This window comes from Labrys sp. Lb11 (assembly GCF_057554225.1).
Genome location: NZ_BAAJOT010000003.1, coordinates 175,640 through 194,655, shown reverse-complemented (window position 1 = coordinate 194,655; position 19,016 = coordinate 175,640). Strand labels below are relative to the sequence as shown.

General features: G+C 67.5%; 19 protein-coding genes and 1 pseudogene. 10 read left to right on the top strand and 10 right to left on the bottom strand.

Going from position 1 to position 19,016, the window contains the following annotated elements; genetic code table 11:
- Nucleotides 1–137 precede the first annotated feature (137 nt).
- The 8 genes and pseudogenes from AC27L4_RS10745 to AC27L4_RS10710 all read right to left on the bottom strand — a co-directional run.
- Nucleotides 138–290, bottom strand: a pseudogene (locus AC27L4_RS10745) (DUF1214 domain-containing protein); the annotation flags it as partial.
- A gap of 156 nt (nt 291–446) precedes the next feature.
- A complete protein-coding gene (locus AC27L4_RS10740) occupies nt 447–1,883 on the bottom strand; it encodes a DUF1254 domain-containing protein (RefSeq protein WP_487142117.1) in 1,437 nt (478 codons plus the stop codon).
- 337 nt (nt 1,884–2,220) lie between these two features.
- Nucleotides 2,221–3,447 carry a type III PLP-dependent enzyme domain-containing protein gene (locus AC27L4_RS10735; RefSeq protein WP_487142116.1) on the bottom strand — a complete coding sequence of 409 codons (1,227 nt, stop codon included), beginning with the start codon at nt 3,445–3,447 and terminating at the stop codon, nt 2,221–2,223.
- A gap of 307 nt (nt 3,448–3,754) precedes the next feature.
- Nucleotides 3,755–4,507, bottom strand: a complete 753-nt coding sequence (locus AC27L4_RS10730) for an amino acid ABC transporter ATP-binding protein (RefSeq protein ID WP_487142115.1) — start codon at nt 4,505–4,507, stop codon at nt 3,755–3,757.
- An 8-nt stretch (nt 4,508–4,515) separates the two neighbouring features.
- The gene (locus AC27L4_RS10725) at nt 4,516–5,298 is read right to left on the bottom strand and encodes an amino acid ABC transporter permease (protein ID WP_487142917.1); all 783 of its coding nucleotides are present in this window, start codon (nt 5,296–5,298) and stop codon (nt 4,516–4,518) included.
- A 358-nt stretch (nt 5,299–5,656) separates the two neighbouring features.
- Nucleotides 5,657–6,547: an ABC transporter substrate-binding protein gene (locus AC27L4_RS10720; protein WP_487142114.1), complete on the bottom strand. Its 891-nt coding sequence runs from the start codon at nt 6,545–6,547 to the stop codon at nt 5,657–5,659.
- Entirely contained in the window at nt 6,544–7,914 is a 1,371-nt protein-coding gene (locus tag AC27L4_RS10715; RefSeq protein WP_487142113.1) for an NAD(P)/FAD-dependent oxidoreductase, read from the bottom strand. The genes AC27L4_RS10720 and AC27L4_RS10715 overlap by 4 nt, the downstream gene beginning before the upstream one ends.
- A 19-nt stretch (nt 7,915–7,933) precedes the next feature.
- Nucleotides 7,934–9,421: an aldehyde dehydrogenase gene (locus AC27L4_RS10710; RefSeq protein ID WP_487142112.1), complete on the bottom strand. Its 1,488-nt coding sequence runs from the start codon at nt 9,419–9,421 to the stop codon at nt 7,934–7,936.
- A gap of 263 nt (nt 9,422–9,684) precedes the next feature.
- Between AC27L4_RS10710 and hutC the strand changes: the two genes are divergently transcribed.
- The 10 genes from hutC to AC27L4_RS10660 all read left to right on the top strand — a co-directional run bounded on the left by hutC (nt 9,685) and on the right by AC27L4_RS10660 (nt 17,246).
- A complete protein-coding gene (gene hutC / locus AC27L4_RS10705) occupies nt 9,685–10,473 on the top strand; it encodes a histidine utilization transcriptional repressor HutC (RefSeq protein ID WP_487142111.1) in 789 nt (262 codons plus the stop codon).
- A complete protein-coding gene (locus AC27L4_RS10700) occupies nt 10,470–11,789 on the top strand; it encodes a UbiD family decarboxylase (protein ID WP_487142110.1) in 1,320 nt (439 codons plus the stop codon). The genes hutC and AC27L4_RS10700 overlap by 4 nt, the downstream gene beginning before the upstream one ends.
- Nucleotides 11,790–11,801: 12 nt before the next feature.
- Nucleotides 11,802–12,413 carry a UbiX family flavin prenyltransferase gene (locus AC27L4_RS10695; RefSeq protein WP_487142109.1) on the top strand — a complete coding sequence of 204 codons (612 nt, stop codon included), beginning with the start codon at nt 11,802–11,804 and terminating at the stop codon, nt 12,411–12,413.
- A 237-nt stretch (nt 12,414–12,650) separates the two neighbouring features.
- A complete protein-coding gene (locus AC27L4_RS10690) occupies nt 12,651–13,112 on the top strand; it encodes a hypothetical protein (RefSeq protein WP_487142108.1) in 462 nt (153 codons plus the stop codon).
- Nucleotides 13,109–13,843, top strand: coding sequence for a ribonuclease T2 family protein (locus AC27L4_RS10685; protein WP_487142107.1), 735 nt, complete (start codon nt 13,109–13,111; stop codon nt 13,841–13,843). The genes AC27L4_RS10690 and AC27L4_RS10685 overlap by 4 nt, the downstream gene beginning before the upstream one ends.
- A 1-nt stretch (nt 13,844) precedes the next feature.
- A complete protein-coding gene (locus AC27L4_RS10680) occupies nt 13,845–14,195 on the top strand; it encodes a cupin domain-containing protein (protein WP_487142106.1) in 351 nt (116 codons plus the stop codon).
- Between the two features lie 75 nt (nt 14,196–14,270).
- Nucleotides 14,271–15,080 carry a hypothetical protein gene (locus AC27L4_RS10675; protein ID WP_487142105.1) on the top strand — a complete coding sequence of 270 codons (810 nt, stop codon included), beginning with the start codon at nt 14,271–14,273 and terminating at the stop codon, nt 15,078–15,080.
- 146 nt (nt 15,081–15,226) lie between these two features.
- Nucleotides 15,227–16,072, top strand: coding sequence for a 23S rRNA (adenine(2030)-N(6))-methyltransferase RlmJ (locus AC27L4_RS10670; protein WP_487142104.1), 846 nt, complete (start codon nt 15,227–15,229; stop codon nt 16,070–16,072).
- Nucleotides 16,073–16,295: 223 nt separating this feature from the next.
- Nucleotides 16,296–16,508 carry a cold-shock protein gene (locus AC27L4_RS10665; protein ID WP_487142103.1) on the top strand — a complete coding sequence of 71 codons (213 nt, stop codon included), beginning with the start codon at nt 16,296–16,298 and terminating at the stop codon, nt 16,506–16,508.
- A gap of 132 nt (nt 16,509–16,640) precedes the next feature.
- Nucleotides 16,641–17,246, top strand: coding sequence for a glutathione S-transferase (locus tag AC27L4_RS10660; protein ID WP_487142102.1), 606 nt, complete (start codon nt 16,641–16,643; stop codon nt 17,244–17,246).
- 90 nt (nt 17,247–17,336) lie between these two features.
- Here the strand turns inward: AC27L4_RS10660 and AC27L4_RS10655 are convergent, their stop codons facing one another.
- On the bottom strand, nt 17,337–17,984 hold the full coding sequence (locus AC27L4_RS10655; protein ID WP_487142101.1) for an outer membrane protein: 648 nt from the start codon (nt 17,982–17,984) through the stop codon (nt 17,337–17,339).
- A 312-nt stretch (nt 17,985–18,296) separates the two neighbouring features.
- A complete protein-coding gene (locus AC27L4_RS10650) occupies nt 18,297–18,875 on the bottom strand; it encodes a hypothetical protein (protein ID WP_487142100.1) in 579 nt (192 codons plus the stop codon).
- Nucleotides 18,876–19,016 lie beyond the last annotated feature (141 nt).

Below are 19,016 nucleotides of genomic sequence, written 5' to 3'. Positions count from 1 at the left end.
GCGCCATAGCCCTCCGAGAAGGACGGTCGCAGGCAGATTGAAAGCCGCCGAATCACAGCGGCTTTCCGGTTGTCGTCTCTCCAGCGTGTGCATTCTCGATTTGACCGGAGATCAGGCTGACCGGAAAAAGCGCCGCATCACTGCACCGGTTCGATCTCGCCCGGCTTCCAAGTCTTGTCGAACCATGACTCCAGCGGCCCATAGAGGCGAAGAAGAACGTTCCAGCCCTTGCCGGGGACCGTCTGGACCCAGGTGGCCTGATGGCCTTCGGGCGGAGTCGGGCCGAACCAGAATAGACCTTGGCGAACTTCCTGGTGTTTGCGACCGCGGAAGCGGTGCCGAAACTCATCAGCGCCACCGCGGCGGTGGCGCACAGCAGTTTCGTCGTGCGTTTCATTCTCGTTCCTCGCCGAGATACGGCACCGCGCATCAGCAAAGTCGGGAGATCACTGTTGCGCTGCAACGAGACCGGGCGGCTGCCACGTGCCTTTGCCCGGGGGCAGGACTGAAGGCGCGTCTGCTTTCGGCCAATAGAGCCGCATGGCCGTGTAGATCGGGCCGTTCGGCGCCGGCAGCCAGTTCGATTCCTTGTCCGCGCCCGGCGACTTGTGCTGGATGTACAGCGTCAGCGACCCATCCGCGTTCTTCTTCATGTTCGCCAGCATCGGCGAATTGATCAGATAGCGGTCGATCGGGTTCTCGATCAGCAATTGGGTCTTGCCATCGTACATCGTCACCGACCAGAAGGCGTTGACGGGCGGCAATTGACCGGCGGGAAAAGTCAGCGTGTAATTATGCTTGCTGCCGTCGAGCGGCCTTTCCTCCGAGTCGAATTTCCCGAGCGGATAGGTGGCTTCCTCTGAATCGTTTCCGTAGATACCAGCCTTGGCGCCCGCGGCGCGCTTCAGCCAATCGCCGTCGATGAATTCGGCATCGCCCCAAAGGGCGCTGAGCCGCCAGCCATTGACCGACACGCCGGCCTTGTCGGCAGCCTCGTCGACCTTTCGCTCGCCTTGCCTCATTCCGACGAGTATCTCAGCCTTGTGCTCAAGCGAGAGATCCCTGAAGTTAAAAGTCTTGCCGGGCCCGACACCGATGCGGGCGAGCTTCGCGCGAATATCCTTCTCGCTCTCGATCACCGGCGCGAACTGCAAGCAGAAGTCGAGATACTCGAAGAAGTTCGTCTTCACGAGTTCCTTGTCGATTTTCGGGAAATTCACAGCCGGCGGGGCCGGCGGCGCCGACTGCTTCAGATAGGCGGAAAGCGGCTGCGCCTTGTAGCCGCTTTGCACCTTCATCACGTTGTCAATGTCGCTCGGCTCAAAAAGCTGGGTGCGGAAAAGCGCGAGCGAAAACTGCGTGCTCGACCGGAACACCTTCTTCACTCCGGCGGGCGTGGTTCCGTTCCACTCCGGTCCGACCACCATGTAGTCGCCCGCATCGTTGCCGGTCGCGCGACTGCCGATATAGCCGTAGTTGAAGGTGTTGCAGTCCACAAGTTGGACAGAGTAGTAACGCTCTGGGGCCACCTGCGGGACCGAAAGCACGAGCGGCTCTGCCCGAAGGTCCATCCACAGAATCGAATAGGGGGTGTCGCTGTTCGGCGAAACGACAGCGGTGTCCTTATAAGTGGAGACGTGGGTTTCGCTCTTGATCTGATTGAACGGCGCCTTGAACTGGCTCGAATTTCGATCGATGGCGTATTCGTACATGATGCCGTAGTTCATCACGATCGGAAGACCGTAAATGAATCCGGCTTCGGCGATGTCCTTGGCCTCGATGATGCCGGGGTAGCCCTGCGCCATCAGGAGGCTCGGCTTCGCAATCGTCGAGCCGGCGGCGATCGCCGCGGCCGAGCGAAGTAGGTCCCGCTTCGTCAACATTCGCCATGCTCCTTCATCTCTGCCGACTTGTCTCAGCAAGAGCTGAAAGCGGCCATGTTCAGATCTGTCTCGAAGCCGGTTGCGACGTTTCAGCGTTTCAGGCAGGCGCCCGGAAAGAATCGCCCGCCCGAAACGGGTCGTGCTTCTTGCTCGCGCGAGACCCATGCCCTACCGCAATAAGCAGAATTCGGAGCCTTAAACCACTCATATTGCGCCAAGGGGCGCGTCGTTGGGGAGCGTTGCACCCATGCTGCGATGACCCCGCATTTTCGCGGCCTCATTCGAGCCCGGATTGCACAAGCTGAGCCCGTTTCCGGAGGGGCACGGTTCGCCGACGTCAATGCCCGCCGCGCATCTCCGGCGCGGCGAAGCCGGCGACGCCGGCCTCGTCCTCGAACGGGGTGGCGATCTCGACGAAGGTGTCGGGATAGAAGCCGTTGAAGCGGGTGCGCAAGCCGAGGGAATAGGCGCCGATGTGGCCGATCTCGATCCAGTCGCCGGTCTCCACCGTCTCCGGCAGCAGAAAGGGGCGCGACAGGATGTCGACGGAATCGCAGGTGGCGCCGCAGATGCGGAAGGGAACGATCTTGTCCGGCGAGCCGTTGCGGCGATTGCGGGCGGGATCGGGAATGAGGCGGGTCGGCAGCAGCAGCTTGCCCGTCCACGAATCGGACAGGGACGACCAGACGCCGTCGTTGATGTAGACGCGCTGGCCCTTCTTCAGGAGCACGCGCACCAGCACCGACAGGCAGCGCGCCACGATCACCCGGCCGGGCTCGGCGACGATCGGCAGGTCGTCGAGGCCCCATTCGGCGGTGTCGGCGGCGATGCGGGTCATCAATTCGGGCACAGTCGGCGTCGGAGCGCCGTTGCCCTTCTTCGGGTCGATGCCGTACTGCCCGGGAAAGCCGCCGCCGATGTCGAGCTCGACGATGTCGGTCTTGATGCGCGAGCGCACCCAGGCCGTCGAGGCCAGAGCCCGCTCATAGGTCTCGGGATCCTCGACCTGCGAGCCGACATGGAAGGCGATGCCGGTCTTGAAGCCGATCGCCGAGATCCGGTCGAGCAGCTCGACGGCATGGGCGGGGCCGGCGCCGAATTTCTTCGACAATTCATAGGCTGCGGCACCTTTGGTGAGAAGACGCACGAACAGCGTCACTTCCTCGGGCGGGATGTCGAGGGCGCGGACGATGCGCACGATCTTGGCCACTTCCGCCTCATGGTCGAGCGAAAGGGTGCGGATGCCGTAGGTCTCCAGCGCCAGGCGGATATGCGACTGGGCCTTGACCGGGTGCATGTAGAGCATCTGCGCCGAAGGCGCGACGCTGCGCACCGCCGCGAACTCGGCTGGGCTCGCCACGTCGAAGGTGTCGATGCCCGCCTCGGCCAGCACCTTGAGGATCATCGGCTCGCCATTGGTCTTGACGGCATAGGCGGTCTTGCCGCGGAACGCCTGCATGAAGGTCCGGGCGTCGGCCTTCAGCACGGATGGGCGGAAGCCGTAGACCGGCTCGTCGGGGCGCAGCGCCAGGGCGGCGTCACGGGCGGTGGTGAAAGCCTGCATGGGCGAATCCCGACCAGTCATCATCGCGCGCTTCTATCAGGCCAAGCATGACGACGAAATGGCGACACGGCGCGGTGCAGGGACATCGGGCGAAGAAATCGATGAGAGGAGGGCCTTGCGCCGGCCCTGTCGACCTCCTTCGGTTCAGGCCGAAGGAAGGGCCGCCAGCCGAGGACCCGCCTCGTCGTCCCGCGGCTGGCCCCGTCGGCTCCGACAGGCGGGGCGACGGCCCGCGAGCCCCGGGCATCGAAAGGCAGCCTGCGGAGGCGCCGGGCGTCTCCGCCGCGCGCCGCGGCTGCAGCTCTACCTAGCGAACCTTGGCCAGGAAGTTGCGCGTGCGCTCGAGGCGCGGATTGTCGAGGACCTCCTTCGGCGGGCCGTACTCGACGATGTTGCCGTCCGCCATGAATGCGACACGGTCGGAGATTTCGCGCGCAAACGACATTTCGTGGGTGACCACCATCATCGTCATGCCTTCGCTGGCGAGTCCGCGCATCACGTCGAGCACTTCGCCGACAAGCTCGGGGTCGAGCGCGCTCGTCGGCTCGTCGAACAGCATGAGCTTGGGCTTCATCGCCAGTGCGCGGGCGATGGCGACGCGCTGCTGCTGGCCGCCCGAAAGCATGCGCGGATACACGTCCAGCTTTTCCAGCAATCCGACGCGAGCCAGAAGCGTCTCGGCGACGTCCCGGGCTTCCTTGAGGGGGCGTCCCAGAACCTGCATCGGCGCCTCGACGACGTTCTCCAGCACCGTCATATGGCCGAACAGATTGAAGTTCTGGAACACCATGCCGATGCACGCCCGCTGCTTGGCCAGCGCGCGCTCGGGCAGCTCGTGGGCGAAACGGCCGACACGCCGATAGCCGACCATCTCGCCGTCGACGTGAATGCTGCCGCCGTCGACCTTTTCCAGATGATTGACGCAGCGCAGGAGCGTCGACTTGCCGGAGCCCGACGGCCCGATGAGGCAGAGCACCTCGCCGGCGGCGACCGTCAGGTCGATCTTCTTGAGGACCGGGACCGCGCCGTAGGTTTTCGAGACGTTGTCAAAGACGACCATCGGATGCGTCATCGGATGCTGCTCCGGGCGAGGCCGCGGCCAAAGCGCTGTTCGATGCGGCGCTGGAAGAGGCTGAGAATGGTCGTGGCGAAGAGATACCAGAAGCAGGCGACAAGCAGGAGCGGGATGGTCTGGAAGTTGCGCGAATAGATCATCTGCGCCGAATACAGCAGGTCGGCGAGAGCGATGACGCTGACCAGCGAGGTCGTCTTCAGCATGCCGATCGTCTCATTGCCCGTGGGCGGAATGATCGACGGCATGGCCTGCGGCAGGACGATCCGCCTCAGCGCCTTGCCATTGGTCATGCCGAGCGCCTTCGCCGCCTGGCGCTGGCCGGGATCGACAGCCAGGAGCCCGGCGCGCACGATTTCCGACATATAGGCCGCCTCGTTGAGGCCCAGCCCGAGGATCGCGGCCGTGAACGGCGTGATCACGTCGTTCGTGGGAACCTCCAGCCAATAGGAGGTGAACGGGATGCCGATCGAAATGGCGGGGAACAGGGCTGCGAGATTGTACCAGAAGATCAACTGCACCAGCACCGGCGTGCCGCGGAAGAACCAGACATAGCCCTGCGCCACGGCGGCGATGACGCCGTTGGTGGACATGGTCATGACCGCCAGCAGCGTTCCGAGGGCGATGCCGATCGCCATGGTGACCAGCGTCAGCCAGACCGTCAGAAAGAGGCCCCAGAGGATGCGAGGGCTGAAGAGATATTCGGCGATGATCTCGGGCCCGACATTGGGATTGCGGGCCATCAGGAAAAGGAAGCCCGCGACCAGGCAGACGAGCAGGACTGCGGCCAGGCGGCGGCCGTAGCCGCGCTCCGCGACGTAGATGATATCGTCGCTATCGGTCGATTGGGGAGGTCTGTTCATGGTCCGGTCGAAATCGCTCGAAATCAATGTTGGCACCCGCGAACAGATGAAGCGGTTGGACGCCGCGCCTGTCAGTTTTGCCTGTGGCCGTGCGAGACGCTGCCGTTCGAGTCTTGCCGCGACGCCTGAATCTTCGCCTCCCTCTTGCGGGGAGGGATAAAGGGCGGGCCCCCAGCGGGACAGGACGAGCCCTGCGTCAACGACCCCCAGCCCTTACCCTTCCCCGCAAGAGGGAAGGGAGTGGTTGGCGGCGCGCCTGACACTTGAGGCTGCATCACTTCATGGGATTGCCGGTTTCCAGGTTGATGCCGGGCTTGATGTCGAGCCGCATCGGCAACACGTCCCACTTCTTGTAGATGGCGTCATAGGTCCCGTCGGCCATCACCTCCTCGAGAGCGGCCAGCAAGGCCTGCCCGAGCTCGGTTTCGTTCTTGCGGAAGGCAATGCCGCTCATCGGACGGGGGAACGACGTGCTCGTGAGCACCCGCACCGGCTTCGGCGCGTTCTTCTTGATTTCCTGGGCCGAGGCGGAGTCGGTGACGACGAAATCGACGCGCCCGGAATAGAGCGCAAGCAGCACCGCATCGGCGGCGCCGTACTCGGACGCGGTCGGCTCGGGCTTGTTCTCCTTGGCGCAGGCCGGTGCGATGTGATGCGAGATCACGTCGACATATTCGGTGCCGCTTTGCGCGCCGCCCTTGCGCCCGCACAGATCCGCCAGATCCTTGATGGCCGTGTTGCTCTCCAGCACATAGGCCGCCGGGGTCGTATAGCCGTAATCCACGAAGCTGACGACCTTCTGGCGCTCGAGATTGTCGGAGATCGCTTCCATGGCGATATCCCAGCGCCCGGATTGCACGCCGGGAATGAGGCTGTCGAACGACACCGACACCGCGTCGATCTTCACGTTGAGACGCTTGGCGATCTCGTCCCAGAGCTCCACCTCGAAGCCGATCATCGTCTTGCCGTCTTCGGCGAAGATCTGGAAGGGCGGGTATTTCGCCTCCGTCGCGAGCTTGATCACGCCGGCTTCGCGATACTTGGCCGGCAGCTTGCTCGCAGCCGAGTCGGCCTGGGCCGGAACCGTCGCGGCGACCGCGAGGCCAAGCCCGAGACATGTGATGCGGGCAAGCAGGCGCAGGCGATGCGTGAGATGCCGATTCATTGGTATTCCCTCCCGTTGGTGAGCTTTGTCTGATTGTCGGCGGACGAGGCCTGATTGTCCCGCGCGCCCGTCCGCCACCATGGCGCAGGCCGGAAACGGTCCATACGGAACGGCCGTGGATCGACGATCGGGGCGGCGCCGGTCAGGAGATCGGCGGCGAGATGGCCGGCTGCGGGGCCGAGGCCGAAGCCATGGCCGGAATAGCCGGTGGAGATGACCAGCCCAGGCAAGGCCGGCACCTGCGAGATGATCGGCAGCATGTCGGGCGTCGCGTCCATGGCGCCGCCCCAGCGCCTGGTGATCCGGGCCTCGCGGAAGGCCGGAAAATCGCGGCAGAGATCGCGCCACGAGGCATCGAGCTGGCGCGCGAGCGGCGTGGGATCGAGGGTCCGGACGGATTCGAAGGGGCTCGCCTCGGCGCCGGTCCAGCGGCTGCGCCTGCCCCATTCGTCGAGGAAGGCGCCCCCCAGGCGCAGCCTTATCTTGTCCCGTGCGCTCCAGAAGGGGCCGATGAAGCGGGCGAACTGGCGAAAGCTGTCCGGCACGATGTCGGCGACCACCGAGAACGAGCCGGAGACCGTATAGCCGCCATCCTCTTGCCGCCCGAAGGCATAGGAGCCGATCGTCGTGGTCACGTCCGGCCCGCCGGCGATCGCCGTGGTGCTCATGACCGAGGAAATCGCCTTGAGCTGCGGCAGATCGAGGCCGATATTGCCGGCGAAGGCGCGGGACCAGGCGCCGCCGGCGAGCAGCACGGCCTTGCAGCGGATCGGGCCATGCTCGGTGACGACGCCGGATACGCGCCCGGCGCTCATGTCGAGCGTACGCACGGCGCAGTTCTCGATGACCGCGGCGCCCCCGAGCCGCGCCGCTTTGGCAAAGGCGTGCGTCGCCAGGCCGGGGTCCGCCCGTCCGTCGCCCGGCGTATAGATGGCGACCTTCGGCAAGGTCCTGGCGCCGGGCAGCAAGGCCTCGATGTCGCGGCCGCGCAGCAGCCGTGTCTCGATGCCGTGCGTGGCCGCGACGTCGAGCCAGCCGGTGCGGCCCGCGATCTCCTTGTCGTCGCCATAGCCGTAGAGAAGGCCGGTGGCGCGATATCCCGTCTGTTCCCCCAGCAGGTCGCCGCTGGCATGCCAGAGCTTCACGCTTTCGAGCATCAGCGGCATTTCGGCCGGATCGCGCCCCAATGTCCGGCACCAGCCGAGATTGCGGCTCGACTGCTCGCCCGCGATGACGCCCTTCTCGCACAGCGCCACCGAGATCCCTCGCCTGGCGAGGAAGAAGGCGGCCGCCGTGCCCATGATGCCGCCGCCGATGACGACGACATCGGCCTCTGCGGGCAGGCATGGTGCGGTCGCGCGGGTCATGACGGCTCGGGTCCGTTCCTCACCCGATGACGAACGGGTTTGCGATTTCGTGAGCTGTGGAGAGCCAGACGGCCTTTGTCTGGAGGTATTCGCGGACGCCTTCGAGGCCGTTCTCGCGGCCGATGCCGCTCTTCTTGTAGCCGCCGAAGGGGGTGGTGTAGGAGACGTCGCGGTAGGTGTTGACCCAGACGCTGCCGGCGTCGAGGAGCTCGGTCATGCGCAGCGCCTGCTTCATGTCGGCGGTCCACAGGCCGGCGGCGAGGCCGAACTCGGTGTCGTTGGCGATGGCGACCGCCTCCTCCATGGTGTCGAAGACGATGGTGGAGAGCACCGGGCCGAACACCTCCTCGCGGGCGATGCGCATGCGGTTGTCGACGCCGGTGAAGATGGTGGGCTCGACGAAGAAGCCCTCGGCGCATTCGGCCGCGTCCGGGCGCTTGCCGCCGAGCACCAGCTCGGCACCCTCCTGGCGGGCGATGTCGATATAGCCGAGCACCTTGTCGTACTGCATGCGGTTGGCGATCGGGCCGATCTGGGTGGCGGGGTTGCGCGGATCGCCGATGCGGGCCGACTTGCTGAAGGCGGCGAGCTTCTCGACGAAGGCGTCGTGGATGCCGCGCTGGACCAGGAGGCGCGAGCCGGCGATGCAGGTCTGGCCGACGGCGCCGAAGATGCCGCCGACCACGCCGCGCACGGCGTTGTCGAGGTCGGCGTCGTTGAAGACGATGTTGGGCGACTTGCCGCCGAGCTCGAGGCTGACGCGCTTCACGTCCCGGGCCGCCAGGGCGTAGAGATGGGCGCCGGTGGCGGTCGAGCCGGTGAAGCCGACATGGCGGGTCAGGGGATGGGTGACGAGCGGCTCGCCGACCTCCTTGCCGTAGCCGGTGACGACGTTGATGACGCCGGGCGGGAAGCCGGCCTGCTCGACCAGCTCCATCAGCTTGAGGGCGGTGGCGGAGGTGTGCTCGGCCGGCTTGAGCACCAGGGTGTTGCCGGCCGCCAGCGCCGCCGGGGCCTTGAGCGACAACAGGAACAGCGGCGCGTTCCAGGGCACGATGCCGACGCAGACGCCGAGCGGCTCGTGGCGCGAGAAGCTGAGCGCCGGCTTGTCGCAGGGGTGCACCGCGCCCTCGATCTTGTCGGCGAGGCCGGCATAGTAGAAGTACCAGTTCGGGATGTAGCGGATCTGGTGGCGCATCTCGGCGAGCAGGCGGCCATTGTCGCGGACCTCGATCTCGGCGAGGGCGTCGGCATGCGCCTCGATCAATTCGCCGAGGCGGTGGATGATGCGGCCGCGCCTGGAGGGGTGCATCCGGCGCCATGGCCCGTCGGTGAAGGCCTTGTGGGCGGCGCGCACGGCGCGGTCGGCATCGGCGGCGCCGCCGCGGGCGACGAGGGCCCAGGGCCTGGCGGTGAAGGGGTCGACCGTCTCGAAATACGCGCCCGAGGCCGGCGCGACCCAGGCGCCGTCGATGTACATGTCCAGCTTCGGCAACGCGCCCGCCATCATCCGGTCTCTCCATGATCCGGCGCGGCCGCCGGGGTGCGGCGGCAGGCGCAGGGGCCGCGGCCGACAAATGTCTATGTTTTTTCGTGGATAATGATATTCGTTTGCTGGGAATGGATAGGATTATCCCGGGCCTGTCAAGCGGACTCTTGCGGGTTCTGGCGGGATTTCGCGGCATTTGCCGCATCCGAGGCTGGACAGCGCCGCGCAAGGCCGCGTATCCTGGCGAAAGTGATATTCATTTGTCATCCGACCGAGGCTCCATGAGCGGGACACTGCCGGTTGCCCAGCCGCTGTACGGCCAGATCAAGACGGCGATCGAGAAGCGCATCCGCGCCGCCGAATGGCCGGCCGACTTCCAGATCCCGCGCGAGGAGGAGCTGGCGGAGGAGTTCGGCGCCTCGCGGCTGACCGTCCGCCGCGCCCTGCGCGAGCTGCAGACCGAGGGCGTGCTGGTGCGCATCCAGGGCCGCGGCACCTTCGTCATCGGCCCGCGCATGCAATGCGCCATCTTCGACCTGCCCGACGTCTCCGAGGAGATCGAGGGCGACGGCGGCGTGCACGCCAGCGAAGTGATATCACTTTGCGCGCTCGCCCCCGACGACGCCCGCGCCAAGCTGCTGGCGCTGCCCCAGGACGGCGTCGTCTTCCACTCGCGCCTCCTGCACAAGGAGGACGGCACCCCCATCCAGCTGGAGGACCGCTTCGTCAACGCCGAGGAGGCCCCCGGCTATCTCGACCAGGACTTCACCCGGATGACGCCGCACGCCTACCTCTTGCGCGAGACGGAGGTGACCTATGTCGACAACACCATCCGCGCCATCCGCCCGGACGAGGAGAGCCGGGCGGCGCTGCAGATCGACGCCGGCCAGCCCTGCCTGCTGCTCGACCGCCGCACCTGGCGCGGCGACGTGCCGGTGACGCGCAGCCGCTTCCTCTATCCGGGCGACCGCTACCGCCTGCGCAGCGCCCACGAGGCCAGCTCCGGCGGCCCCCGGCCCGGGCCCGCGACGCCGCCCCCGACCAACCCTTCCCCCCGGAGAATCCGATGAGGACCTATCTTGCCCGCCTGCGCGAGCGCGGCGACCTTCTGGTGGTCGACAAGGCGATCGACCCGTTCCACGAGCTGGCCGCCGTCACCCATGCGGCGCAGAAGCGCTGGGGCAAGCCGATCCTGTTCACCAACGTCAAGGGCACCCGCTTTCCCGTCGTCACCAATGTCTACGGCTCGCGCGAGCGCCTGGCCGAGGTCATCGGCATCGACGCCCGGGACTTCTGCCGGCAATGGAGCAACCTGGCCCATCTCGGCAGCCAGGGCGGCGCGCCCTTCGTGCCGGCCGGGGACGACGGCCTGACCGAGTGCACGCTGTCGGACCTGCCGCTGATCACCTATTCGGACCGCGACGCCGCGCCCTACTTCACCTCGGCGATGTTCATCGCCAAGGACCCGGAGACCGGCGTCGGCAACCTGTCCTACCACCGCTCGATGTATGTCAGCGACCGCGAGCTGCGCTGCCGCCTGGCGCCGCGCCACCACCTGACCCTCTACCACGAGAAGGCGGAGAAGCTGGGCCGGCCGCTGGAGGCGGCGATGCTGATCGGCGCCCCGGCCACCGCCTTCCTGACCGCGGCCGCGCCGCTGCCCTACGACGTCGACGAGCTGGAGGTGGCCGCCCGCCTCAAGGGCAGCCCGATCGCCATGCGCAAGTGCCGCCACATCGACCTGGAGGTGCCGGCCGACACCGAGATCGTCATCGAGGGCCGCTTCCTGCCGAACGAACGCCGGCCCGAGGGCCCGTTCGGCGAGTTCATGGGCTATTACGTGCCCGAGGGCCCGAACGCCGTGTTCGAGGTGCTCGGCGTCACCGTCCGCCGCGACGCGGTGTTCCACTCCATCCTGTGCGGCTCGGCCGAGGAGGTGCTCACCCTGGAGCTCTCGGTCTCGGCCAACATCTACCAGCGCCTGAGCGCGGCCCTGCCCGGCATCCTCGACGTCACCTGCCAGCCCTTCGTCACCCACGCCGTGGTCAAGATCGACCCGCAGTTCGAGGGCCATGCCCGCCAGGTCATGCTGGCGACGATCGGCGCCGAGCCGATCTGGGCCAAGGTGATCACCGTGGTCGACGCCGATGTCGACATCTACGACATGGACGACGTCATGTGGGCCATCCTGACCCGCTGCCGCCCGGACAAGGACATGATGATCATCCCCGACACCCCCTCCTTCTACCGCGACGAGCAGAAGGACCATTGGGGCCGCCTGCTGATCGACGCCACCAAGCCGTTCCACCGCCGCGCCGAGTTCGAGCGCAAGACAATCCGCCTCGCCGACACCGTCGACCTGGCGCACTGGTTCCCGGGCGCCTGAGCGGGCCGCGCCATGACCCCAACCCCACCCCAGCAGCGCCCGCGCCTCGTCGTCGGCATCAGCGGCGCCTCGGGCGCCGTCTACGGCGTCCGGGCGCTCGAGCTCCTGGCGGCGGCGGGCATCGAGACCCACCTCGTCGTCACCCGCTCCGCCCACCTCACCCTGTCGCACGAGCTCGGCCTCAGCCCCGCCGACGTGGCCGCGAAGGCCGGCGTCGTCCACGCCGTCGCCGATGTCGGCGCCGCCATCGCCAGCGGCTCCTTCCGCACCCTCGGCATGCTGATCGCCCCCTGCTCGGTCCGCACCATGTCCGAGATCGCCACAGGCGTCACCTCCAGCCTGATCAGCCGCGCCGCCGACGTCGTGCTCAAGGAACGCCGCCGCCTGGTGCTCATGGTCCGCGAGACCCCGCTCCACCTCGGACACCTGCGCACCATGACCGCCCTCGCCGAAATGGGCGCCGTCCTCATGCCGCCCGTCCCCGCCTTCTACGCCAGGCCCGAAACCCTCGCAGACATGGTCGACTACTCCGTCGCTCGCGCCCTCGACCTCTTCGACATCGATACAAACGCCTGCCACAGATGGAACGGCATCGCCGCTGCCCGAAAAGCCGGCGCCGCATGAAGGAGACGGCCCCGGCCGTCGCTTGCGGCGGTCCGCCGATAGCCGCCGGCACCGGGCCATGAACATGTCCTTCGCGACGAGTCGCTCCTCCCGGTCGACCCGCCCGCGCCGCATGGCGTTCGGGTGATCCGTTGCCGCCCGGCGGACGACGTCTTGCCGCAAAGGACGATGCGACGCCCTTGACGCCGCTCGCACCGCCACGCAAGCTCGCGCCACACAGGACCGAGGATTCCAGACATGACTGCCGTCCGTCTCGCCGCTTTCGTGCTCGCTGTCGCGGTCGCGGCGCCGGCCAGCGCCGCGTCCCTGCTCGAGAAGAACTTCTGGCTGTCCGGCCCCAACTATGACGGCGTCCTGCCGTCCTGCCGGGACTCGTATGTGGTCACGAAGATCGCGCAGAAATTCGCCAGCCGGGAGTCCACCTACTGGAATTCCAGCCTCACCCTTCTGTCTTTCGACCGGGCGCGGGAGATCGCGTTCCGGCCGTGGGGGCCGAGCTATATTCCGCGGCGCTTCTGCAGCGCACGCGTCCTGGTCTCCGACCAGCGCTATCGCACGGTCTACTATGCCATCGGCGAGGACCTCAATTTTGCCAGCATGATCGGGGCTTCCGGCGGGAGCTGGGGCGTGGAGTGGTGCGTCAGCGGCCTCGATCGCAACCTCGCCTTCGCGCCCGACTGCAAGATGGCGCAGCCGTGAGGCCTGCGGGTCGCGCCAGTGGACCGATCCGTTCTTCCGGTCGCAGCCGCCGGCTGCAGCGCGCGATCGGCGCGGGCGTCGCGGCGCTGCTGATCGGCGGCGGCGCCTCGGCTGCCCCGCGCGAGAACAAGGGCGCCGCCGCCGGCGATTTCGATCTCTACCTGCTGGCATTGTCCTGGTCGCCGGGCTTCTGCGCGTCCGGCGGCGAGGCCAAGGCGCGCGACCAATGCGCCGTGGGCACGGGGCTCGGCTTCGTCGTACACGGGCTCTGGCCGCAATCCGAGCAGGGCTACCCGTCCTATTGCCTGCCGCAGGGGCGCGTTCCGCAGCGGCGCGACGTCGAGGCGGTCCGCGGCGTGATGCCCTCCGAGGGGCTGGCGCGCTACGAATGGAAGAAGCACGGCACCTGCTCCGGCCTGCCGCCGTCGCAGTATTTCGCAGCGATCGCCAAGCTCTATTCGTCGCTGGAGACGCCCGAAGCCTACCGCGCCCCGGCCGAGGACGTCGAAACCTCGCCGCTCGATATCGAAAGGGCGATCGCCGCCGCCAATCCGGGCCTGCGCCCCGACATGATGACGGTCGATTGCGGTCGCGGCGACGGCGGCCGTCCGGTGCTGCAGGGCGTGCGCATCTGCCTGACCAAGGATATGCGCACGTTCCGCGCCTGCCCGCAGGAAGTCCAGCGCGACACGTGCCGGGCCCGATCCATCGTTGTTCCCAAGGTACGCTGACATGACCAGGCATATTCGTTTTCCCGCCGCCGGCGCGGGCGAGCCCGAGGCGGGGGCGCCGGCGCCGGACCGCGTGCTCGCCGGACAGCCGCGCTTCCGCACCTGGAACGCCTATGAGAGCGCCGACGGCAAGACCTTCTGCGGCGTGTGGGAGGCGACCCCGGGCAAATGGCGTGTCTCCTACGACGAGTGGGAGAGTTGCACCCTGCTCGAAGGCCGCTCGATCGTCACGCCGGACGGCGGCGAGCCGGTGCGGCTCGGCCCGGGCGATACCATCGTGCTCGAGCCCGGCCTGACCGGTACGTGGGAGGTGGTCGAGACCACGCGAAAGACCTACGTCATCCGCGTGTGACAACCGGCACAGGCAGGCGCCGGCGAACAGCATAGTCTCCGCCCATCAGATCTTTCCGGGCACAGGAGACGTCCAATGCGCATTCTTCTCGCCGCTTCCGTCGCCGCTCTCGCCTTCATCTCCACCGCCGCCGGGACGGCCTCGGCCCAGAGCGACTTCCGCCCCCGCATCCTCAAGGTCCGGCCGGCCGGCGAGCCGACCGGCCAGTCGCCGGGCCGGCTGCGCCTGCGTCCGGTGGGACCGGTCGGCGAGCAGCCCCGTCCGCAAGGCTTCGTCAAGGCTCCGCCGGCCCAGCCGGTCGGCGCGCCGGTGCGCCTGCGGCCGCTGGTGCCGATCTCGCCGGTGGCCGATCGCGGCAACCCGCAGCGTGTCTTCTCCCGCCCGGTCCAGCCGGTCGGCGATGTCGTGCGGCCGCCGCGGACCCAGCCTTTCGTCCTGCCTACCCAGCCGGCCGGCGACCCGGTGCGGCTGCGGCCGGTGCCACCGGTCCAGTCCGTCGCCGACAAGGGCCAGGTTCCGGCCCAGCGCCAGATCGTGCCCGTCGCGGCCGCCCCGGACGCCGCCGGGCCGGCTCCGGCCAGGCTCGCCGCTTCGGAGCCGGTCGCCGAGCAGCCCGCGCCGGCCGCCGTCGACGCCGCCGATCCGGCGCCGCAGGCCGATGCCGCACCGCAGGCCGATGCGCCGCCGCCCGTGGCCGGGAAGGCTGCTCCGGCCGAGGCGCCGGTGGTCGAGGCCCCGGTGCGCAAGCCGGTCAAGATCCAGCGCCGGATCGTGCGCTATTACGACGAGGGCGACTACGGCTACGAGGTCTCCTACGCTCCCCGCCGCCGGAACTCTTATGAGGGCGGCTATGGCGGCTACGGCTACGGTGGCGGCTGCGACTGACGCTCCCCCCAACGGCACCTGGCAGGCGGGCCCTCCGGCCCGCCTTGTCGCGTCGGGCGGCCATTCGCGACCGGACTTGATGCCGCCGCCGCTTCGGGCTCTGCTGGGCGCTGGACTTCCTGCCCGCGACCTGCTTGTGAGCCGGCATGAATTATCGCCACGCCTTCCACGCCGGCAATTTCGCCGACGTCTTCAAGCACGCCGTCCTCGGCCGGATCCTGCAGCATCTGTGCCGCAAGGACGCGGCCTTCCGGGTGATCGACACCCATGCGGGGGCCGGCCTCTACGATCTCGACGCCGAGGCCGCGCAGCGGACGGGCGAATGGCATGACGGCCTCGGCCGCCTGCTCGACCGGCCGCTCGACGGCGCGGCGGCCGACCTCGCCGAGCCCTGGCTGGGCATAGCCCGCGAGATGGCGGCCTATCGGCCCAGGCTCTATCCGGGGTCGCCGCACCTGGTGCAGCGCCTCGCCCGGCCGCAGGACCGCTTCACCTTCTGCGAGACACAGCCGGCCGTGGCCCGGCTGCTGCACGAAGCGATCGGCCGCGACAGGCGCGCGAGCATCGTCGAGGCCGATGGCTGGGGCGTGCTCAAGGCGCGGCTGCCGCCGCCGGAGCGGCGCGGCCTGGTGCTGGTCGACCCGCCCTTCGAGCAGGAGCGGGAGTTCCGTGCGATCATCGAAGGGCTGGAAGCGGGATTGCGGCGCTGGGCCACCGGCATCTACGCCATCTGGTATCCGATCAAGGGGCGGCGAGAGGTCGACGCCTTCGCCCGCAAGCTGGCGACGCTGCCGGCCGCGACGGTGCTGCGGGCGGAGATCGGGCTCTTCGACGTCGAGCGCGTCGACCGGCTCAACGGCTGCGGCATGGCGATCGTCAATCCGCCCTGGCGCCTCGACGAAGAGCTGGGCGTCCTGGCACCGGCCCTGGCGGAACGGCTGGCCCGCGAGGGCCGGGGCCATGCGCGGGTGGAATGGCTCAAGGCCGAGTGACGCAGCGAGACATGACGACACATAACGCAACACCACCCCCTTGCGCGAAAGCTGCACTTGGATGACACTTATGATTAATCGGGCGGGGTAGGCACCCGGTGAAATCGCAAGTAGATCCCATGGCCGACTCCTCCATGGTGGCAATGCTTCGACGTATCCTGGTCTTCGACCGTCTCTACCGGCGTGGGCGCCGGCAGCCGATTGAGCGGACGCGGAGCAATCGATGGCGCAGAGCGGCACGGTGAAATTCTTCAATGCCCAGAAGGGCTACGGCTTCATCAAGCCCGATGACGGCGGCAGGGACATTTTCGTCCACATCACCGCAGTCGAGCGGTCCGGCCTGTCCGACCTCGCGGAAGGACAGCGGATCACCTTCGACGTCGAGCCCGACAAGAAGGGCAAGGGGCCGAAGGCGGTGAACCTGGTCCTCGGCTGACGACGCGACACCGTTTCAGGCTGGCCACGGAGAGGCCGAAGCCCTAAGCAGAATGGTGGACAGGAGCTCGGCGCCGGTCCGTCGTTTGCTTGAGGTTTCGTTCCCTTCCGCCAACCGAGTTGCCCGAACGCCATGATGATTCTGCGCTCATCGCCAGCCTCGCCCTTTGGCCGCAAGGTCAAGATCGCCGCCCATCATCTGGGCCTGATCGACCGCATCACCATCGTCGCCGCCGACACCAACGATCCCGGCGATTCCCTGCGCCTGCAGAATCCGCTGGGTAAGATCCCGGCTCTGGTCGTCGCCGACGGGACGGTGATCTACGACAGCCGGGTCATCGTGGAATATCTCGACGCCCTGGCCGGGGGAGGGCGGATCATTCCGGTCGGCCTGTCGCGGTTTGACGTGCTGACCCGCCAGGCCCTCTGCGACGGCCTCATGGATGCTGCCCTCCTGCAGGTCTACGAGGTGCGGTTCCGGCCGGAGGAACAGCGGGCCAAGACCTGGACCGACCATCAGGCGGGCAAGGTCGAGCGGGTTCTGGCGGCACTGGAACAGACGGTCGGACCCTTCGATCCGGACATCCATGTCGACGACATCGCGCTGGCCTGCGCGCTCGGCTATCTCGACCTGCGCTTCGCCGGGGCCTGGCGCGCGGACCACCCGCGACTGGTCGAATGGCTGACGGCCTTCGCCGCGGCCGTGCCCTCCTTCGAGCTGACCCGGGTGCCCGGCTGAGGGCGGCTCCGCTTTCGCGGATGCCGCGCAGTCCGCGCACGACAAAAGGCCCGGCGCGAGCCGGGCCTTTCGGTCTTCCGATCGAGAGGATCAGAACTTGTAGTTGATGCCGGCCTTGACGTCGCTGCCCTTGTAGCCGCTCTTCACCGTCTTGTTGCCGAAGGTGAAGGTGTCCTTGCCGAGATCGGTGTAGTTGTACTCGCCGCGCACCGAGACGTTGTCGGTGACGGCGTATTCGACGCCGGCGCCGCCGGTCCAGCCGACCTGGGTCTTGCTGTCGGAGCCGACGCCGTTGACCTTGATCTCGGTATCCCCGAAGGCGAGACCGCCCTTCACATAGGGCATGATCCGGTCCGCAGCGTAGCCGAGGCGCGGGGTCACCGAGCCGCGGTAGTTCAGGTTGCCGCTCGTGCCGGCGTACTTGTCCTTGACGTCCGAATAATCCATCTCGGCCTCGATGCCGACCACCACCGGAGCGATCTGGTAGTTGTAGCCGACCTGGCCGCCGGCCTCGAACCCCTTGGCATCGTTGAGGCGCGTGGTGTCGCTCTTGCCCAGGTCGCCCGAGAAGCCGTAGCCGGCGTTCACGCCGGCATAGAAGCCGGTCCAGTTGTGGCCGGCCGGCTGCTCCGCATAAGGCGGCGGGGCCGGCTCACCGTAGTTGGGCGCGAGGTCGGCTGCAATCGCCGGGGCCGCCAGCAGCATGGCCGCGGCAGTGGCGAAAAGAAGCGTCTTCATGATGGTCTCCATGTACTCGGATACGCAGTCTGTGCGGGCGGGTCGAAGATGTTTCGCCCGTCATCGCGATGGTTCAGATGTAGTCTGTTTGGATGTGAAAATCTGTAGTTCCATAGTCACAAGGTGTTTTCACAAAGAGGCGGTATTATGACCGGATCGGGTCGGAAATTTTATGGGACAGTCGCTTACATTGTTATGGCATGAGAGATTCTGGATGAAGAGATGTTGATCATCAAAAATGTTTAACTTCTGTTAATGAGATTGTTGCGTGACAGTCACGCGCTTTTGTCGAGATTGCCCGATGCGGTCATTTCAGAATTCGCCCGGATCTCCGCCGCGAGCCATCACGCCGCCGGGCGCGATCGGCGACAGGAGCCCGTCGAAGCCGATATGCCCGAGATCATAGCGGAACGCCTCCAGCCGGGGCGTCCAGTCACGGGCAAGGACGAGCTCGGCGCCGACACCCTGCGTCCAGTCGCGGTTCCAGCGGCCGAGGTCGGCGCTGCTGACGGGAGCGGCGAGGCGTCCGAATCCGAAGCTGCCGATGCCGTGGATGAAGTACCGGTTGAGGGGGAGGCTCGCCCGGGTTTGCGGCGAGCCGAGCCAGCCGAGCGCCTTCGGGCTGTCGGGCCTGTCGATGCTGCCGGTGACGATGTCCTCGTCGCGGCCGGTGGCGCGGGGTGGGGATGCGAAGGCCGCGCCGGGCCGCGCGCCACCCGGCCGGTCGCCGGCATTGGCCGGGATGGTGGCAATCCGGTCCCGGCCGTCATGCGCCGCGGCGTCGAGTCCGGTCCAGTCATAGACCGCGGCCGAGACCGTCTGGGCGTCGTAGGCTTCGAGCGGTGCCGGCTCGGCGGCACGCCCGGCTTCGACGGAGCCGGTCGCCGCCATGGCGGCCAATGCCAGGCGAGCCGCGGCGAGGCGGAGGACGGAGCTGAGCCCGCTGCCCGGGGCAGGGACGCGAGCGGGATACTTGCAGGCGATTCGGGGGCATGGGCCGCTGGTCCCGCCAGCCTGCGGCGACCGCAGGGC

Bases quoted from the DNA above. Each gene is read 5' to 3' on its own strand.
- AC27L4_RS10740 (WP_487142117.1), bottom strand. From the start codon at position 1,883: ATGTTGACGAAGCGGGACCTACTTCGCTCGGCCGCGGCGATCGCCGCC.
- AC27L4_RS10735 (WP_487142116.1), bottom strand. From the start codon at position 3,447: ATGCAGGCTTTCACCACCGCCCGTGACGCCGCCCTGGCGCTGCGCCCC.
- AC27L4_RS10730 (WP_487142115.1), bottom strand. From the start codon at position 4,507: ATGGTCGTCTTTGACAACGTCTCGAAAACCTACGGCGCGGTCCCGGTC.
- AC27L4_RS10720 (WP_487142114.1), bottom strand. From the start codon at position 6,547: ATGAATCGGCATCTCACGCATCGCCTGCGCCTGCTTGCCCGCATCACA.
- AC27L4_RS10715 (WP_487142113.1), bottom strand. From the start codon at position 7,914: ATGACCCGCGCGACCGCACCATGCCTGCCCGCAGAGGCCGATGTCGTC.
- AC27L4_RS10710 (WP_487142112.1), bottom strand. From the start codon at position 9,421: ATGGCGGGCGCGTTGCCGAAGCTGGACATGTACATCGACGGCGCCTGG.
- hutC (WP_487142111.1), top strand. From the start codon at position 9,685: ATGAGCGGGACACTGCCGGTTGCCCAGCCGCTGTACGGCCAGATCAAG.
- AC27L4_RS10700 (WP_487142110.1), top strand. From the start codon at position 10,470: ATGAGGACCTATCTTGCCCGCCTGCGCGAGCGCGGCGACCTTCTGGTG.
- AC27L4_RS10695 (WP_487142109.1), top strand. From the start codon at position 11,802: ATGACCCCAACCCCACCCCAGCAGCGCCCGCGCCTCGTCGTCGGCATC.
- AC27L4_RS10690 (WP_487142108.1), top strand. From the start codon at position 12,651: ATGACTGCCGTCCGTCTCGCCGCTTTCGTGCTCGCTGTCGCGGTCGCG.
- AC27L4_RS10680 (WP_487142106.1), top strand. From the start codon at position 13,845: ATGACCAGGCATATTCGTTTTCCCGCCGCCGGCGCGGGCGAGCCCGAG.
- AC27L4_RS10675 (WP_487142105.1), top strand. From the start codon at position 14,271: ATGCGCATTCTTCTCGCCGCTTCCGTCGCCGCTCTCGCCTTCATCTCC.
- AC27L4_RS10670 (WP_487142104.1), top strand. From the start codon at position 15,227: ATGAATTATCGCCACGCCTTCCACGCCGGCAATTTCGCCGACGTCTTC.
- AC27L4_RS10665 (WP_487142103.1), top strand. From the start codon at position 16,296: ATGGCGCAGAGCGGCACGGTGAAATTCTTCAATGCCCAGAAGGGCTAC.
- AC27L4_RS10660 (WP_487142102.1), top strand. From the start codon at position 16,641: ATGATGATTCTGCGCTCATCGCCAGCCTCGCCCTTTGGCCGCAAGGTC.
- AC27L4_RS10655 (WP_487142101.1), bottom strand. From the start codon at position 17,984: ATGAAGACGCTTCTTTTCGCCACTGCCGCGGCCATGCTGCTGGCGGCC.
- AC27L4_RS10650 (WP_487142100.1), bottom strand. From the start codon at position 18,875: ATGGCGGCGACCGGCTCCGTCGAAGCCGGGCGTGCCGCCGAGCCGGCA.